The organism is Gemmobacter lutimaris (assembly GCF_003570715.1).
Taxonomy (GTDB): Bacteria; Pseudomonadota; Alphaproteobacteria; order Rhodobacterales; family Rhodobacteraceae; genus Gemmobacter; species Gemmobacter lutimaris.
The window spans coordinates 383,347-397,301 of the sequence record NZ_QXXQ01000002.1 but is presented as its reverse complement, the minus strand read 5'-3'; the positions used below and the strand labels follow the sequence as shown (position 1 = coordinate 397,301).

Here is a 13,955-nt window from a genome sequence, read left to right as displayed (position 1 = left end):
GATTGTTTGTATACAAACATCCTGCGGCGATCTGCCGCCCGCTGTCAACGGTTTTGATGACGACAGCTTTGGTGGCAAAGCGCTTGCCCCCGCCGCCCCCCGCCGTTATCGGAGAGGGGTGAGCGAGGAAACCGAACCCTATGTGCTGGACGATCAGGTCGGTTACCTGCTGCGGCGGGTGACGCAGCGGCACCTTGCGATCTTCTCGCAGCACATCCCCGAAATCACCGCCATGCAATTCGCCTGTCTTGTGCGGCTGCACCAGCAGGGGCCGCTGAGCCAGAACCATCTGGGCCGCGCGGCCTCGATGGATGCGGCAACGGTGAAGGGCGTGGTGGGACGGCTGGAAAAGCTGGGCCTTGTGACCCGCGCCGCCGATCCGGGCGACAAGCGCCGCCTGACCGTCACCCTGACCGAGGCAGGCGCCGCGCTGATCGCCGCGCGCTATGCCGACGGGCTGCGCATCAGCGCCGCCACGCTGGAGCCGCTGAACCGGGCAGAGCGGGCGCAACTTATGGCGCTCCTCAATCGCCTGACCTGAGATGTTCGGCCAGTAGCGCCGCCAGCCCCTCCCGATAGGTCGGATAGGCAAGCTGCACGCCAAGCTCATGCTTCATCCGGTCATTCCGCACCCGCTTGCTTTCGGCATAGAAACTGCGGGCCATCGGCGTCATCTGGGCCTCGTCAATCGGCACCACGGGCGGCAGGTCCACCCCCAGCAACTCGGCCGCATGGGTCAGCACATCCTGCGGCGGCGATGGATCGTCGTCACAGACATTGTAGATCGCCCCCGGCTCGGGCCGGTTGATCGAAGCGCCCAGCACCTGCGCGATGTCCTCGACATGGATGCGCGAGAAATATTGACCCGGCTTCACAATCCGCTGCGCGGTGCCGTCCTGCACCTTGCGGAACGGGCCACGGCCGGGGCCGTAGATCCCGGCAAGGCGGAAGATATGCAGGGGCAGGCCCTGCGCGGCGGCGAGCGCCTGCCACCCGGCCTCGGCCGCGACGCGCTGATGGCCGCGTGTGGTGCCGGGGGTCAGCGGCGTCGTCTCATCCACCCAGCCGCCCGCGTGGTCGCCATAAACCCCCGTGGTGGACAGATAGCCCAGCCAACGCAGCCCCGGCAACGGCCGGTCGAACACCTCTGGCGCCGCCGTCAGAACCGGATCGCCCGCCGCATCCGGCGCGGCGGAAAGCAGGATATGGCTCGCCCCCATGACCGCTGTGCCCAGATCGGCACCGGGCCAGACAAGGGGCGTCACCCCATCGGACACCATGGCAGCCGCACGGTCGGCGCTGCGTGTGGTGCCGGTGACCCGCCAGCCCTGCGCCAGAAGGCGCCGCGTCAGTGCCCGCGCCGAATAGCCGTAACCGATTGCCAGTAAATGCCGTTCCATCCTGCCCCGCCCTTCCCTTTCCCCCGTTTTCGGCCCTGTCGCCGCCCTTGGCAAGCCGTGGCGACGCGACCGCATGTCACGCGGCTTTCACCAGCCTGCGTTAGCGCCCCCATAACAGACTTGATTTGCCCCCCGGCAAAGGTGCAAAAAGGGCGATCAAAAAAATGGAAAAAGATGTGACGCAGTTTACCGAAACGCAAAACGCGCCGGCCGATCCGGCGCAGGAATATTTCACCGATCCGACCGCCGCCGTTGACCGGCTGCAAGACCTTTACGATGCCGCCGTCGCGCATCTGACTGCTGGTTTCAACGCGGTGATGCAGGGCAATCGCCCCGAAACGCGGCTGCGGGCCTGCTATCCCGAGATCCGGCTGGTCACCACCAGCTTCGCCAAGGCGGATTCGCGGCTGTCCTTCGGCCATGTGGCCCAGCCCGGCACCTATGTCGCCACGATCACCCGGCCCGACCTGTTCCGCAATTACCTGATCCAGCAGTTGGGCCTGCTGATCGAAAATCACGGCGTGCCCATCGCCATCGGCCCGTCGCAAACCCCGATCCCGGTGCATTTCGCGCTGGCCAACCGCCCCGGCGTTCTGGTGCCGCAGGAGGGCGTGCTGGATTTCCCGCTGCGTGACGTGTTCGACGTGCCGGATCTGGCCACCACCAACGACGACATCGTGAATGGCGTGCTGACCGAATATCCCGACGGCTCGCGCCCGCTGGCGCCGTTCACCGCGCAAAGGGTGGATTACTCGCTGGCGCGACTGTCGCATTATACCGCGACCGATGCCGGGCATTTCCAGAACCACGTCCTGTTCACCAACTATCAGTTCTATGTGGATGAATTTGAGGCCTATGCCCGCAAGGTTCTGGGCGATCCGGCCTCGGGCTATTCCTCGTTCGTGGCGCCCGGCAATGCCGAGATTACCACGCCTGACGGCGATCTTGTGGTGCTGCCCAAGATGCCGCAGATGCCGACCTATCACCTGAAGCGCCCCGACGGGCAGGGCATCACGCTGGTCAATATCGGCGTCGGCCCCTCGAACGCCAAGACCGCGACCGACCATATCGCCGTGCTGCGCCCACATGCCTGGCTGATGGTGGGCCATTGCGCGGGCCTGCGCAATTCGCAGAGCCTTGGTGATTTCGTGCTGGCCCATGCCTATCTGCGCGAAGATCACGTTCTGGACGACGACCTGCCGATCTGGGTGCCGATCCCGGCGCTGGCGGAAATCCAGATCGCACTGGAGCGCGCGGTGGAGCATGTGACCCAGTTGCAGGGTTACGAACTGAAACGGATCATGCGCACCGGCACGGTTGCCACCATCGACAACCGCAACTGGGAACTGCGCGACCAGTCCGGCCCGGTGCAGCGGCTCAGCCAGTCGCGCGCCGTCGCGCTGGACATGGAAAGCGCCACCATCGCCGCCAACGGTTTCCGCTTCCGGGTGCCCTATGGCACGCTGCTCTGCGTCTCGGACAAGCCGCTGCATGGCGAGCTGAAGCTGCCCGGCATGGCAACCGATTTCTACCGCAGTCAGGTTGCGCGCCATCTGCTGATCGGCATTCACGCCATGGAACAGTTGCGCGACATGCCGGTTGAACGTATCCACAGCCGGAAGTTGCGCAGCTTCGAGGAAACCGCCTTCCTGTAACGCTGCGATGCAGCAGCGCGGCAGGGCGCGCATCCCGGCATTCTGGGCTTGCACTTTGCCGCGAAAACCTGTGTAGCACTGTCCATCCATGCCCCGAGGGGCTTATTCTCCGCCAAACAGCGGGGACAAGACCAAAGGAAAGAAAATGTCGAAACCGATGACCAAGACGCAACTCGTGGCCGCCCTGTCCGACGCGATGGGCGCAGACAAGAAGACCGCCGGCGCCGCGCTGGATGCGATCGCCGCCATCGTGGCGCGGGAAGTGGCCGCCGGTGGCGCCGTCACGCTGCCGGGCCTTGGCAAGGTCGTCTGCCGTGCCCGCCCGGAACGTCAGGTGCGCAACCCGGCCACCGGCGAAACCGTGACCAAGCCGGCGGACAAGCAGGTGAAATTCACCATCGCAAAAGCGCTGAAAGACAGCGTGAACGCCTGATCGGCCCCGCGCCGTTCGCCAAGGCCGCCCGCGAGGCGGCCTTTTTCTTGCGCCCTTCCTTTGCCCGGATTGCCCCGTGAACCTGCGCGCCCTTGTCACCGGCCTGTGCTTTGCCCTGATCTGGTCCTCGGCCTATGCCGTGGCCCGCATCATCGTGGCCGAGGCGCCGCCGCTGTTGTCGCTGGCGCTGCGGTTCAGTATCTCGGGCGTGGTTGCGGTGGGCATCGGCCTGCTGCTGGGGCAAAGCCTGCGCCTGACGCGGGCGCAATGGCGGGCAACGCTGATCTTCGGCCTGTGCCAGAACGCGCTGTATCTGGGCCTCAACTTCATCGCGATGCAGTGGATCGAGGCATCTCTGGCCGCGATCATCGCCTCTTCCATGCCGCTGATCGTTGCGGCGCTGGGTTGGGCCTTCCGCGGGGAACGGCTGTCACCGCTGGGCGTGCTGGGCCTCGCGCTCGGTTTCAGTGGCGTGGCGCTGATCATGGCGGCGCGGCTGACCGGCGGAGCCGACCCGCTGGGCGTGGTCTTCTGCCTTGCCGCCGCGCTGGCGCTGGCCACCGCAACGCTGACCCTGCGTGGCGCGGCCTCGGGTGGCAATCTCTGGATCATCGTCGGGCTTCAGATGTGGGTCGGGGCGGCGGTTCTGTGGATCGCGGGCGGGCTGCTGGAAAGCTGGCACCTGCCGACGAACCCGCAGTGGATCGCCGCGATGACCTATCAGATTTTCATGCCCGGCATCGCGGCAACGGTGCTGTGGTTCGCGCTGGTGCGCCAGATCGGCGCGGTGAAGGCGTCGAGCTTCCACTTTCTCAACCCGTTCTTTGGCGTGGCCATCGCAGCCGCGCTGCTGGGCGAACAGATCCGGGCCACCGACATTGCCGGGGTCGTGGTGGTCATGGCCGGTATCCTTGCCGTGCAGCGCGCCCGCGAGACCCGCGCGCGGCCCTAACCCGCCATCAGCGCCGCATCCCGTGCCTGCATCGCCGCCACCGCCGGGCGCGTCTGACAGCGCGCCACCCAGTCGCGGATCGCCGGATCGTCCGGCGTCGCCTCGCGGAACCAGGCATAAGGCGAATGCACCAGCAGATCGGCCGCCGAATAGCGTTCGCCCAGCAGCCACGGTCCGCGCGCCAGCGCCGCCGAAATCCGCGCCGTCACCTCATCTGTCCCGCGCCATGTGGCGGTGAAGGCCGGATGCGACAGCCCGCTGCGCGCGACAATCAGCGCGGGTTCCATGACGGCACCATACCAGAACAGCCAGGTCAGATACGCGCCCCGCTGCGGATCGCCGGGCGGCGGCGCCATGCCGCCCTGCGGGAACAGCGCCGTCAGATAAAGCATGATAGCCGCTGTTTCCGAAATCAGTGTCCCGTCATGGTCCAGCAGCGGCACCTTGCCCTCGGGGTGCGGGTTCGCCGCATCCGGCCCGCCGGAACCATCGAACCGGCGGATCGTGACGGGACGCAGCGCCACCTCATCCCTGATCCCCATCTCCTCGATCAGGGTCAGGACGCGCGAGGACCGCGAATTGGGCGCGTGATAGAGGGTTAGCATGGCAGGCTCCTTTTCTTTCTGCATGCCATTGTTATGCTGCACCCCTCCTGACGAAAGCTGTCAGCATCATGGCCCGACCCGACCGCCTGTTCCGCCTGCTGGATGCCCTGCGTCGCCTGCCCCCGCCCGCCACGGCCGCGCGGCTGGCAGCGGAGCTTGAAGTCTCGCCCCGCACACTTTACCGCGACATCGGCAGCCTGCGTGCCGCAGGTGCGCGGATCGACGGCGAGGCCGGGGTGGGCTACACGCTGACCGAAGACCCGGCCCTGCCGCCGCAGATGTTCACCCGGATGGAGGTCGAGGCGCTGATGCTCGGGCTGGCCGAGATCCGCCTTTCGGGCGACCCGGTGCTGGCCCGCGCGGCTGAAACCGCCGCCGCCCGCATCATCGCCACCCTGCCCGAAAGGGTGCAGCGGCAGGCGTTGCATGCCGCGCAGGAAATCTACCGCTTCGAGCCGCGCCAGCCCGCTCCGCCAAATCTGGGCCTGATCCGCGAGGCGATCTGGGCCGAATGCGCGCTGGACCTGCGCTACGAGGATAATGCGGGCCAAAGCAGCCAGCGCCGGATCTGGCCGCTGTCGGTGGTCTGGCTGGACAAATCGCTGATGCTGCTGGCCTGGTGCTGTTTGCGCAACGACTTCCGCCGTTTCAAGCTGCACCAGATGTCAGAGGTCACGCAAAGCGACGAAAGCTTCCGCCCCCGCCGCGTGCCGCTGCTGCGCGCGTTTCACACCCGCCTGCGCGGTCAGGGCAAGGCGCAAATTCGTTGATCAACGAATTTGCAAATCTTTTCGCAAAAGATTTGCGCCTCACCCGACGGTGCCGCGCACACCGCCGGTCTGGCCGCGATCTAGCAGCAGGTGATCGAGCAGGACGCAGGCCATCATCGCCTCGCCCACCGGCACGGCGCGGATGCCGACGCAGGGGTCGTGGCGGCCTTTGGTGATCAACTCGATCTCCTCACCCGCCTGATTCACGGTCTTGCGCGGCGTCAGGATCGAGGAGGTCGGCTTCACCGCGAAACGCACCACCACATCCTGTCCGGTGGAAATGCCGCCCAGAATGCCGCCCGCGTGGTTCGACAGGAATTCCGGCCCGTTCGGCCCCATGCGCATCTCGTCGGCGTTCTCCACCCCGGTCAGCGCCGCCGCCGCCATACCTTCGCCGATCTCGACCGCCTTCACCGCGTTGATCGACATCATGGCCGCCGCCAGATCGCTGTCGAGCTTGCCGTAAAGCGGTGCGCCCAGCCCGGCAGGCACACCGGAGGCCACGACCTCGATCACCGCGCCCACCGAATTGTGGTTCAGCCGCAGGTCATCCAGATAGCTGGCCCAGCCTTCCGCTGCCACGGCATCGGGGCACCAGAAGGGGTTGCGCTCGATCTCGGCCGCGTCAAAGCGGCTGCGGTCGATGCCATGCGGGCCGACCTGCACCATATAGCCGGTGATCGTCAGCCCCGGCACCAGCGCGGCCAGTGCCGCGCGCGCGACGCCCCCTGCCGCCACCCGCGCGGCAGTTTCGCGCGCCGAGGACCGGCCACCGCCGCGATAATCGCGCAGGCCATATTTCAGGTGATAGGCCAGATCGGCATGACCGGGGCGGAAGGCGCGGGCGATGTCGCCGTAATCCTTGGACCGCTGGTCGGTATTCTCGATCATCAGCTGTATCGGCGTGCCGGTGGAGCGCCCCTCGAACACGCCCGAGAGGATCTTCACCGCATCGGCCTCTTGCCGCTGGGTGGTGAACTTGTTCTGCCCTGGTTTGCGCCGGTCGAGCCAGTGTTGCAGCGCCGCCGCCTCGATCTCGACCCCCGGCGGGCAACCATCGACCGTGGCGCCCAGCGCGGGGCCATGGCTTTCGCCCCATGTGGTGACGCGGAACAGGTGACCGAAGGTGTTCAGGCTCATGGGGCGCACTCCTTTGCGCTGCCTTTACGCCAAAGTGCGCGGCGTGGGAAGGCGCCGCTATTCGGTAGAGGTGAGGATGACCTCGACACGCCGGTTCGCCATGCGGCCGGCTTCGGTCAGGTTGCTGGCGCGCGGGGAAAGATAGCCCACGCCCTGCGCCTCGATCCGCTTGCCATCGGCGCCCGCGGCAATCAACGCCTGCCGCACGGCCGCCGCACGCTGCTTCGACAACGCCAGATTGGCGGCAAGGCTGCCCGAGGCATCGGTATGGCCGACCAGTGCGATGCGCCGAGCCGGATTGGTCGCCAGCCAGTCGGCCAGTGCCATCAGGGCCGGGTTGTCCCCGGCCTCCAGCCGCGCCGCACCCGAAGCGAAATCCAGCCCCTCCAGCACGGCATGGCCCTGCGCCTCCAGCGTGGCGCCGATGCTTGCGGCCGCACCCGAGACGACGGAAGGCGGTGTTTCCGCATCGGGCAGCAGCACTGCCTGCCCCCCGGTTTCCTCGGGCGCCTCGCCCGGCTGCACCCGCGTCATCTGCACGAAGCCCGAGGCCTGCGACCGGCTGACCATCAGGCTAAGCACCTCGTCCCCTTGCACGGCAGCGAGATAGCGAAAATCGCCCAGATCGACGTGCATGTCCGGCTCGGTCATCAACAACAGGTCATAGCGGAAGTCGAAACCCCCGCAGGCTTCGGTTTCGCATTCGTAAAGCACCTGCCAGCCTGCCGCCTGCAATTGCGCCCGCAAGGGGCCCAGCAAATCCAGCGTGGTCATGGCTTCCGCGATGCGCCAGGCCACCTGCTCGACCGTGCCTTCGGCGAGACGCGTCTCCATCTCCCCCTCGCGCCAGGGGCCGACCGGCATGCGGTAGCTGGCACCGGGTTCGGTGATGCGTGCGGTCTCGGTCGCCGGACCGGGCAGGTTCAGCGCCAGCGGCGCCGCCAGCGTGGCGGAAGGGATCACCAATGCCAGAGCAAGGCCGGGTCCGCGCCACATCCCTCAATCCTTCAGCCGGTAATGGTAGCGTCCGGCCTCGACCATACCCAGCCGCGCGTAAAGCGCGCGGGCGGGGTCATTTGCCTCGGTCACCACCACGGCGAAGGTGGTGGCCCCCTGCGCCACCGCCCAGCCCGCCGCCGCGCGCATCATCACCGCCGCCGCGCCCCGCCGCCGCATCGTGGTGGGCACCTCCAGCGCATGCAGCATGGCCACATCACCGGAAACTGCCACAAAGGCCGCGCCGGAAGGCGTGTCATCGGTGCGCCCGAGGATCGCCACTTTTGGCCCCGCCACCCGGTCCATCACCGCCAGCCGCGCCGGACCGATGCCCCCGGCCGCCCAGATGTCGGCGGCAATCGCAAGGGGCGGCCAGTGCAGGAAGGCCGCCATGCCGCTGACCGGCTGCGCCAGATCCTCGGCAGGGGCGGCATAGGCCACCACCGGATCGTTCACCCGGTAGCCCCGTGCCTCCAGTGCCGCATCCAGCGCTGCATCGCCTGCGCGGATCAGGAAGAGATGCTTCTGCCCCAGCGCCGTCATCGCAGCCTCGGCCAGCGGCAGATCGGCGTCGGTCCAATCCCCTTCCGCCGTGGTCGCCGACACCCGCTGCCCACCGCCCTGCCCGTCGCGCAGACGCCACGGGCCTTCGATAAAGCTGCGGGCAGGGGGCCATGTCGCCTCCATCACCTCGGCCAGCCGTGCAGGACTGAGTTGCCCCCCCATCACGAGAACAACGCGCAAAGCCGGGTCATCGCGGCATCCAGCTGCGCGGGATCGGTGCCCCTGATGACAAGATTAGTGCCATGGGCACCGTTCTGGATGAACGGGTAAGAGCCCATCGACAGATCGGGGAAATCGGCTGCCAAGGCCGCGAAAGGCCCGGCAATCTCGCCCTCGCCGCGATTGACGCGGAGCGACTGGCTCAACAATGGCTCGCCCCCCGTGAGCGTGGGCAACACGCTGGCCACCATGGCCTGAAAGATGTTGGGCACGCCCGCCATCACATGCACATTGCCCAGCGTGAAGCCGGGCGCTGTGCTGACCGGATTGTCGATCAGGGTTGCCGTGTCCGGGATACGCGCCATGCGCTGCCGGGCCGTGTTGAATTCCAGCCCCGCGCGGTCGTAATGCGCCTGCAACAGCGCCATGGCATCGGCGCGGTGGCTGATACCAAGACCGAAGGCCGCCGCTACGGCATCGGCGGTGATGTCGTCATGCGTCGGCCCGATACCGCCGCTGGTAAACAGATGATCCCAGCGCCCGCGCAGTGCATTCACCGCCTCGACGATGGCCGCATGATCATCGGCCACCACCCGCGCCTCCATCAGCCGGATGCCGCGCTGTGTCAGTTCGCCCGCAAGATAATGGGTATTGCTGTCGCGCGTGCGCCCCGACAGGATTTCATCGCCGATCACCAGCATGGCGGCGGTGGGGTTGGTCATGGCGCTCTCCTTGCCGATCCGCGAAAGCCGCGCCTGTCACGCTCCTGACTTCGGCCCGGCTCTGGTCTTTTGCTGCCCGAGGCTTTATCTAGACGCAAGCCTTAAGGAAAGGATACCCCGTGAAAGAGACTCGCGGCCGCGTGACCAAGGATGGCATCCGCATCTATGACCCGGCTGATTTCGCCGGGATGCGCGCCGCCGGGCAGGTGGCGGCCGAGATCCTTGATGCGGTGATCCCGCTGGTGAAACCGGGCGCGACCACGGGCGAGCTGGACGAATTCATCACCGCCGAGGTTGAACGCCGTGGCGTGATCTCGGCCACGATCGGCTACAAGGGGTATCGCCATGCGTCGTGCATCAGCGTCAACCATGTGGTCTGCCACGGCATCCCCGGCAACAAGGTGCTGGCGGATGGCGACATCCTGAATATCGACGTCACCGTGATTGTGGACGGCTGGTATGGCGACACCAGCCGCATGTTCGTGGCGGGCAATCTGGGCCGCAAGGCGGAACGGCTGATCGAGGTCACGCACGAGGGCTTGATGCGCGGGATTGCGGCGGTGAAGCCGGGCAATACTTTCGGTGATATCGGCAACGCGATCCAGACCTATGTCGAGGCCAGCCGCATGTCGGTGGTGCGCGACTTCTGCGGCCACGGCCTTGGCCGGGTGTTCCACGCCCCGCCGAACGTGCTGCACTACGGCCGCGCGGGCAGCGGTGCGGTGCTGGAGGAAGGTATGTTCTTCACCATTGAACCGATGGTGAACCTTGGCCGCCCCGAAACCAAGGTGCTGGCCGACGACTGGACCGCCGTCACCCGCGACAAGTCACTTTCGGCGCAATACGAGCATTCGGTGGGTGTGACGGCAGAGGGCTGCGAGATCTTCACCCTGTCCCCTGCCGGCAAGTTCTTCCGAACCTGGGCATGAAGCGACCGGGGTTACACCCGGTCGAGCCAGTCGCCATAGCCTTCCTCTTCCATCCGGTCCTTCGGGATGAAGCGAAGGCTGGCGGAATTGATGCAGTAGCGCAGCCCGCCCATTTCGCGGGGGCCGTCCGGGAACACATGGCCCAGATGGCTGTCGCCATGGGTTGACCGCACCTCGGTCCGGATCATGCCATGGGTGATGTCGCGCAGCTCCACCATATGCGCCTCGTCGATGGGACGCGCAAAGGCGGGCCAGCCACAGCCGCTGTTATATTTGTCGGCCGAGGAAAACAGTGGCTCGCCTGACACGATGTCCACATAGATACCCGGCTCGAAATGATGATCGTATTCACCGGTGAACGGACGCTCGGTCCCGTTTTCCTGCGTGACGCGGTATTGTTCGGGGGTCAGCCGGGCGACGGCCTCGGCGGTCTTGGCAAAGCGGGACATGCGGCCTCCTGATCCTGTCGGGGTGAATCTGGTCACCCCGGCCGGAAAGTCCAGAGCCCGCAAATTTCTTTGAAGAAATTTGCAAAAGTTTTCAGGAAAACTTTTGCTCGCGCCCGGCAGAAGCGGCGCGCAACGCTCAGCCCGTGGTTTCCAGGCAGTGCCGCCGGAAAGCGCGTTTCAGCATGTCGAGTTCGGCGCGCAGCAGGTCAACTTCGGCCCGCAGGTCATCCTCCATCGCCACCCCGGTGATGATGGTGAAATGCCCCAGCTTGTCGCCCGTGATCGCATCGCGGAACAGGAAGGTCTGCACCCCTTCGGTCAGCACGGTAACAGGGATGGGCAAGCGCACGGCGTAGTGGCCCGGCTGGCCCGGCACTTCGGTCACAGTCAGGCCGGGCAGCTTCTGTTCCAGATGCAGCACTTCCAGCGCGGGGATGCCGCCTTCCGCCGTCAGCAGCCCTTCCCAGATCCCCGCCCGAACCTTGGTCTTTGTCAGCTTCGCTTCCGCCATGACGCCTGCCTCAAATATCCGCACGGGGCCGACGCGACAGGGTGACGTCGCGCAGGATGATCTGGTTCATTTCCGGGCCTTCGAAGATCAGATCGACCCACATCTTTTCGACGCGCTTCTCGCTCATCTTCGTATAGGCGAGGTCGAATTCGACCATCACCTCCTCTTCCGCCAGCGGCAGTTCGCGCACGATCTGTTCGACATTGGGGCCGTGACGCACATTGAGACGGGCGAATATTTCCAGCGGCTTTTCCATCTCGACGATCACGTCAAGCCGGATCAGGTGGCGCAGGCGCAGGCCCTGCACCGCCTCAGGCGGCAGGTCCAGCACCAGTGACAGGAACGAACCGTCGAAGCGGAACACATCCATGCGCAGGCCAAAGGGCGCCAGATCGGATTCGCGGGTGTTGCGCACCTGCCGGACGGTCAGTTCTGACCGGCGGCAATCGTGGAACAGAGTCGCACCCTCGCAGATTGGCTGTTTCGAGGGGACCGATGAAAAGCCCGGCACCGGGATCTCGCCCTTCCACAGATCGGGGCGCCAGACCCAGTCCGAGCCCATGGGTTTGCGCAGGGCGTTGGAGCCGATGACCGGCAGGGCAAGGCGATGTTCGGCGACATGGATCACGCGGTCAAGCTGGCGGCGCGCGGCGCGGGCGCGGCCGCGCAGGTCGCGCAGTTCCTCAAGCCCCATCTGGGTGGCACGGTCGGCCCATCCCGCCCAGCGACGTTCGAACCTGCGCTGGGTCAGCCGGTCCAGAAGGTTGTCAAGTTTGTTGCCCATGTCACCATTGATGATCCGCCGGACGACGCTTGCCGCCGGGTAAACCGTTTCACATGCGGAAACGATTCGTTTATCACCTCAAATGATTAAGAACGCCACCCCAAGCTGCCGGAATTTCGCGTCTTTTCGCGCTTCATTGCGTCACAGCCGCACCCGGATTGGCCCGTCGCACCGCGGTTACGAAGGCTTCCAGCAGGGCACGGCTCTCCGTGCGGCCCAGACCGGGCTGCCCCGCGATTCCACTGACCGAGAGGCTGACCAGCCGGCCCCGCAAGGTCAGGATCGCACGCCAGCTTTCCGGCTGCATGGCGGCAGCCTTTGCCCCCTTGTCGTCAAAGCGCAGAAGGAAAGCCCCCGGAATGCCCACCGCCTGATGCAGCGTAACATCCCCGGCCCGCCCGCGCCGGCTGAGCGCGGCGCGTCCGCGCTCCGATCGGAAGAAGGCGGCAAGTTCCTGCCCTCCCGAAACAATATCCAGACCGGAAGCCGAACCCGCCGCGCCCACGCTGGCGGTCAGCACGGCAGGACCACGCGTCTCGGCCCCGGCACAACGCCCCAGCAGGACCAGCGCGGTATCCGCGCGTTCGACCACCGAAGCGGGCTCGATGCAATAGCCCGAAGGCGCGGCCACAACCACCTTGCCGGGCGTGACCGGGCGTCGGTGATAATCCGCCGCGGGTCCACCCGCAGGCAGGACGCAACCCGACAGCAGCAGGGCGGCAAGGGCAAGCACGGCGGGGAATCGGGCTTGGCGGCAAAGGCGCGAAAAAGCGGTCAAGGGCAGGTCTCCGGGGAACCGCGCCGTCATACTGCGCGGGATGTATCCGGGCAAGCTGGCGCGCGGCATGATCGGCAGAACGCCGCGCGCGATTGCAATTCCGGGCTTCGCGGCTTATTTCGGAACGCGACTGCGCAAGAGGGGCCCGCCGGGATGAACTGGATCAGCAATTACGTCCGCCCGAAGATCAACTCGCTGTTCTCGCGCCGCGAGGTGCCCGAGAACCTTTGGACGAAATGCCCCGAATGCGGGACGATGCTGTTTCACCGCGAGCTGGCGGAGAACCAGAATGTCTGCACGCATTGCGATCACCATATGGCGATCACCCCGCGCGAACGGTTTGCGGCGCTGTTTGACGGCGGCGTCTTTGTCGAGGTGAAGGTGCCCGAGCCGGTTGCCGATCCACTGCATTTCCGCGACCAGAAGAAATACCCCGAACGGATGAAGGCCGCGCAGAAAGCCACCGGCGAGAAGGATGCCATGCTGGTCGCCGAGGGCGAGATGCTGCGCACCCCGGTTGTCGCCGTGGCGCAGGACTTTTCGTTCATGGGCGGCTCGATGGGCATGTATGTCGGCAATGCCATCGTGGCAGCGGCTGAACGGGCCGTGGCGCTGAAGCGGCCGCTGATCCTGTTTTCCGCCGCTGGTGGCGCCCGGATGCAGGAAGGCATTCTGTCGCTGATGCAGATGCCGCGTTCGACCGTGGCGGTGCAGATGCTGAAGGAAGCGGGGCTGCCCTATATCGTGGTGCTGACCCATCCGACGACCGGCGGTGTGACGGCCTCTTACGCCATGCTGGGCGATGTGCAGATCGCCGAGCCGAACGCGCTGATCTGCTTCGCCGGGCCGCGCGTCATTGAACAGACCATCCGCGAAAAGCTGCCCGAGGGGTTCCAGCGCGCCGAATATCTGCTGGATCACGGCATGCTGGACCGGGTGACCCACCGCAAGAAGCTGCGGGAGGAGCTGGTCACCATCCTGCGTATGCTGACAAGACAGACGCCCGCCGTGCATGGCGATCTGCCCCCGGCGCAGCCGGTGGAACAGCCCGCGCCCGCGCAGGGCTGAGCTTTCGCGGGCCAAGGCTGGCCCGCCCCTTCCCCACACA

The 13,955-nt window shown here is 66.2% G+C and carries 17 protein-coding genes; 7 read left to right on the top strand and 10 right to left on the bottom strand.

Features of this window, described 5'->3' with window-relative positions:
* Positions 1-118 precede the first annotated feature (118 nt).
* Positions 119-541 carry a MarR family winged helix-turn-helix transcriptional regulator gene (locus tag D2N39_RS05100; protein ID WP_119133685.1) on the top strand — a complete coding sequence of 141 codons (423 nt, stop codon included), beginning with the start codon at positions 119-121 and terminating at the stop codon, positions 539-541.
* Here D2N39_RS05100 and D2N39_RS05095 read toward each other — a convergent pair.
* Positions 525-1,400 carry an SDR family oxidoreductase gene (locus D2N39_RS05095; RefSeq protein WP_119133684.1) on the bottom strand — a complete coding sequence of 292 codons (876 nt, stop codon included), beginning with the start codon at positions 1,398-1,400 and terminating at the stop codon, positions 525-527. The two genes, D2N39_RS05100 and D2N39_RS05095, sit on opposite strands and share 17 nt — an antisense overlap.
* 176 nt (positions 1,401-1,576) lie before the next feature.
* Here D2N39_RS05095 and D2N39_RS05090 point away from each other — a divergent pair, with 176 nt between their 5' ends.
* From D2N39_RS05090 to D2N39_RS05080, 3 genes are all read left to right on the top strand, one after another.
* Positions 1,577-3,055 (top strand): AMP nucleosidase, encoded by a 1,479-nt coding sequence (locus D2N39_RS05090; RefSeq protein ID WP_233557055.1) that lies wholly within the window; start codon positions 1,577-1,579, stop codon positions 3,053-3,055.
* A gap of 145 nt (positions 3,056-3,200) precedes the next feature.
* Positions 3,201-3,488 (top strand): HU family DNA-binding protein, encoded by a 288-nt coding sequence (locus tag D2N39_RS05085; protein WP_108128987.1) that lies wholly within the window; start codon positions 3,201-3,203, stop codon positions 3,486-3,488.
* 76 nt (positions 3,489-3,564) lie between these two features.
* Entirely contained in the window at positions 3,565-4,440 is an 876-nt protein-coding gene (locus D2N39_RS05080; RefSeq protein WP_119133683.1) for a DMT family transporter, read from the top strand.
* Here the strand turns inward: D2N39_RS05080 and D2N39_RS05075 are convergent.
* Positions 4,437-5,045, bottom strand: coding sequence for a glutathione S-transferase family protein (locus D2N39_RS05075; RefSeq protein ID WP_119133961.1), 609 nt, complete (start codon positions 5,043-5,045; stop codon positions 4,437-4,439). The genes D2N39_RS05080 and D2N39_RS05075 overlap by 4 nt on opposite strands.
* A 68-nt stretch (positions 5,046-5,113) precedes the next feature.
* Here D2N39_RS05075 and D2N39_RS05070 point away from each other — a divergent pair, with 68 nt between their 5' ends.
* Positions 5,114-5,815: a helix-turn-helix transcriptional regulator gene (locus D2N39_RS05070; protein ID WP_119133682.1), complete on the top strand. Its 702-nt coding sequence runs from the start codon at positions 5,114-5,116 to the stop codon at positions 5,813-5,815.
* A gap of 39 nt (positions 5,816-5,854) precedes the next feature.
* Here D2N39_RS05070 and aroC read toward each other — a convergent pair whose 3' ends face one another.
* From aroC to D2N39_RS05050, 4 genes are read right to left on the bottom strand one after another with little or no spacing between them, the layout of a single operon-like run.
* On the bottom strand, positions 5,855-6,955 hold the full coding sequence (gene aroC / locus D2N39_RS05065) for a chorismate synthase (RefSeq protein ID WP_119133681.1): 1,101 nt from the start codon (positions 6,953-6,955) through the stop codon (positions 5,855-5,857).
* 57 nt (positions 6,956-7,012) lie between these two features.
* Complete coding sequence (locus D2N39_RS23530) at positions 7,013-7,951, bottom strand: OmpA family protein (RefSeq protein WP_119133680.1); 939 nt, start codon at positions 7,949-7,951, stop codon at positions 7,013-7,015.
* A gap of 3 nt (positions 7,952-7,954) precedes the next feature.
* Positions 7,955-8,677, bottom strand: coding sequence for a GNAT family N-acetyltransferase (locus D2N39_RS05055; RefSeq protein WP_119133679.1), 723 nt, complete (start codon positions 8,675-8,677; stop codon positions 7,955-7,957).
* Entirely contained in the window at positions 8,677-9,396 is a 720-nt protein-coding gene (locus tag D2N39_RS05050; RefSeq protein WP_119133678.1) for a competence/damage-inducible protein A, read from the bottom strand. Before D2N39_RS05050 ends, D2N39_RS05055 begins: the two co-directional genes overlap by 1 nt.
* Before the next feature lie 119 nt (positions 9,397-9,515).
* Between D2N39_RS05050 and map the strand changes: the two genes are divergently transcribed.
* Positions 9,516-10,325, top strand: a complete 810-nt coding sequence (gene map / locus D2N39_RS05045) for a type I methionyl aminopeptidase (protein WP_119133677.1) — start codon at positions 9,516-9,518, stop codon at positions 10,323-10,325.
* Positions 10,326-10,336: 11 nt separating this feature from the next.
* On the opposite strand, the gene msrB is transcribed toward map, so the two are convergent.
* The 4 genes from msrB to D2N39_RS05025 all read right to left on the bottom strand — a co-directional run bounded on the left by msrB (position 10,337) and on the right by D2N39_RS05025 (position 12,847).
* Positions 10,337-10,774: a peptide-methionine (R)-S-oxide reductase MsrB gene (gene msrB / locus D2N39_RS05040; RefSeq protein WP_119133676.1), complete on the bottom strand. Its 438-nt coding sequence runs from the start codon at positions 10,772-10,774 to the stop codon at positions 10,337-10,339.
* 136 nt (positions 10,775-10,910) lie between these two features.
* Positions 10,911-11,285 (bottom strand): hypothetical protein, encoded by a 375-nt coding sequence (locus tag D2N39_RS05035; protein ID WP_119133675.1) that lies wholly within the window; start codon positions 11,283-11,285, stop codon positions 10,911-10,913.
* A gap of 10 nt (positions 11,286-11,295) precedes the next feature.
* Positions 11,296-12,069 (bottom strand): DUF6478 family protein, encoded by a 774-nt coding sequence (locus tag D2N39_RS05030; protein WP_119133674.1) that lies wholly within the window; start codon positions 12,067-12,069, stop codon positions 11,296-11,298.
* Positions 12,070-12,202: 133 nt separating this feature from the next.
* On the bottom strand, positions 12,203-12,847 hold the full coding sequence (locus D2N39_RS05025; RefSeq protein WP_233557054.1) for a cation transport ATPase: 645 nt from the start codon (positions 12,845-12,847) through the stop codon (positions 12,203-12,205).
* A 153-nt stretch (positions 12,848-13,000) separates the two neighbouring features.
* On the opposite strand from D2N39_RS05025, the gene accD reads away from it, so the two are divergent.
* Positions 13,001-13,915 (top strand): acetyl-CoA carboxylase, carboxyltransferase subunit beta, encoded by a 915-nt coding sequence (accD, locus tag D2N39_RS05020; RefSeq protein WP_119133673.1) that lies wholly within the window; start codon positions 13,001-13,003, stop codon positions 13,913-13,915.
* Positions 13,916-13,955 lie beyond the last annotated feature (40 nt).